The sequence below is a fragment of the Achromobacter sp. genome, assembly GCF_036567245.1.
In the GTDB taxonomy this organism is placed as follows: Bacteria; Pseudomonadota; Gammaproteobacteria; order Burkholderiales; family Burkholderiaceae_B; genus Achromobacter.
Genome location: NZ_DATCUY010000618.1, coordinates 1 through 2,509, shown reverse-complemented (window position 1 = coordinate 2,509; position 2,509 = coordinate 1). Strand labels below are relative to the sequence as shown.

The window sequence follows — 2,509 nt, the reverse complement described above, 5'->3', positions numbered from 1 at the left end:
CGCAGTGCGGACGCGGTGTAGCCCGAGGGAACTACGCCTTAGCGTGCTTTATTTTCCGTTTTCTGAGGCGACTCCAACGTCAGAAAAGACCGTGCGGTCGACTTTTGATATTTCGTGCTGTCGCCTTCTGAAAGTGACAGCAGGCGACCAGAAAACCTTGGTGGCCCGTGACTTCGGCATCAGCCGCGAAACCTTGTACCAGTACCTGCGGGAAGACTGACCATGCCACGCCGCTCAATCCTGTCCGCCACCGAGCGCGAAAGTCTGCTGGCACTGCCAGATGTCAAAGACGAACTGATACGGCACTACACGTTCAACGAAACCGACCTGTCGGTGATCCGTCAGCGTCGCGGCGCCGCGAATCGATTGGGCTTCGCCGTGCAGCTTTGCTACTTGCGATTCCCTGGCATCTTCTTGGGCGTCGATGATCCTCCATTTCTGCCCCTGCTGCGCATGGTGGCCGCACAACTCAAGGTGCCGGTGGAAAGCTGGAACCATTACGGCCAGCGCGAGCAGACACGGCGGGAGCACTTGGTCGAGCTGCAAACGGTGTTTGGATTCAAGCCCTTCACCATGAGTCATTACCGGCAAGCCGTGCATACATTGACCGAACTGGCCTTGCAAACAGACAAAGGCATTGTGCTGGCCAGCACCCTTGTTGAAAACCTGCGGCGGCAGAGCATCATCCTACCCGCCATGAATGCCATCGAGCGCGCAAGCGCCGAGGCCATTACCCGTGCCAACCGGAGCATCCATGCGGCATTGGCCGATTCCTTGATACCTGTCTATCGCCAGCGCCTGGACGAACTGCTCAAGCGCAAGGATGGTAGCAAAATGACGTGGCTAGCGTGGCTGCGCCAATCGCCCGCCAAGCCGAACTCGCGCCACATGCTTGAACACATCGAACGCCTCAAAGCCTGGCAGGCGCTTGACCTACCTGCTGGCATCGAACGGCAGGTACACCAAAACCGCTTGCTCAAGATCGCCCGCGAAGGCGGCCAGATGACGCCCGCCGATCTGGCCAAGTTCGAGGCACAGCGCCGCTACGCGACCCTGGTGCGCTCGCCATCGAGGGCATGGCCACCGTCACCGACGAAATCATCGACCTGCACGACCGCATCCTGGGCAAGCTGTTCAACGCTGCCAAGCACAAGCATCAGCAGCAGTTCCAGGCGTCCGGCAAGGCGATCAACGCCAAGGTGCGGCTGGCCACCTCGATCAAGCAGGGCACGGTGACGGCCTCGCTGATGCTCAGGAAACTCGGCAGCTACCCGCGCCAGAACGGCCTGGCCGTGGCGCTGCGCGAGCTGGGCCGCATCGAGCGAACGCTGTTCATCCTGGACTGGCTGCAAAGCGTCGAGCTGCGCCGCCGCGTGCATGCCGGACTGAACAAGGGCGAAGCCCGCAACGCGCTAGCCCGCGCCGTGTTCTTCAACCGGCTGGGCGAAATCCGCGACCGCAGTTTCGAGCAGCAGCGCTACCGGGCCAGCGGCCTCAACCTGGTGACGGCGGCCATAGTGTTGTGGAACACGGTCTATCTGGAACGGGCCTCAAACGCCTTACGCGGTCACGGCCAGACTGTCGATGACGCCCTGTTGCAGTACCTGTCGCCGCTGGGCTGGGAGCACATCAACCTGACCGGCGATTACCTCTGGCGCAGCAGCGCCAAGATCGGCGCGGGCAAGTTCAGGCCGCTACGACCGCTGCAACCGGCTTAGCGTACGATTTTTTCCGTTTTCTGAGACGTCCCCAATCAGTGCCGCATTGTCCTGGTCAAGGATCAGGGCGTGTACTTCCTCGCCGAGCGTGGGGAGCGTCGCCCGGATGGGCGCCAGGCACTGCTCGCCTACGCCGTCGGATGCAACCCGGACACCGACCCGTTCGATGACTGGTGGCACCTCGCCGGCCGCGAGCTGGGCGGCGATGACTTCGCGGAGTATTTCGACCCGAAGGACGGCCTGTTCACGCGCCTCCAGCACTCGGCGGACGATCTCGTGCTTTCCGCCACCGCCACGCACCTGTCCTTAGCAGTGGTGCCTCCCGCCTGACGCGGCAACCGCCTCGCAGCCCCCGCATCGGGGGCCTTCTTTTGTTCGCACCGCCGCCATCGCCGCGCGTGCGCGTTTGTCTCCAGCCGCCGAGGCACGCCCCGCCGGCCACAACGCCGGCATGCCACCGGAGACAACCGCATGAACACGCCATCGACCTCGCCGAGGCTGCACCTCCTACCGGTGTCGCTGCGCACGGCCAATGCATTCGTTCTGTCGCACCATCGCCACCACCGCCCGGTCCAGGGCGCGAAGTTCGCCCTGGCCGTCACGCTGAGCGACAGCGACCTGATCCACGGCGTGGCCATTGTCGGCCGCCCGGTCGCGCGGCACCTGGACGCTGGAAGTCACGCGGCTGTGCACCGACGGCACACCCAGCGCCTGCAGCAAGCTCTACGGCGCGGCCTGGCAGGCGGCAAGGGCGCTGGGCTACATACGCCTGCTCACCTACACCATGCCCG

The 2,509-nt window shown here is 63.8% G+C and carries 1 protein-coding gene and 3 pseudogenes; all 4 read left to right on the top strand.

Going from position 1 to position 2,509, the window contains the following annotated elements; all coding sequences use genetic code 11:
- On the top strand, nt 1-220 hold a 220-nt coding region (locus VIR09_RS26295), incomplete at its 5' end, for a helix-turn-helix domain-containing protein (protein ID WP_332015531.1).
- Nucleotides 221-222: 2 nt separating this feature from the next.
- Nucleotides 223-1,718 (top strand): annotated as a pseudogene (locus VIR09_RS26290) (Tn3 family transposase).
- 27 nt (nt 1,719-1,745) lie between these two features.
- Nucleotides 1,746-2,048 (top strand): annotated as a pseudogene (locus tag VIR09_RS26285) (DUF3085 domain-containing protein); the annotation flags it as partial.
- A 141-nt stretch (nt 2,049-2,189) separates the two neighbouring features.
- Nucleotides 2,190-2,493, top strand: a pseudogene (locus VIR09_RS26280) (XF1762 family protein); the annotation flags it as partial.
- Between the last annotated feature and the right edge of the window lie 16 nt (nt 2,494-2,509).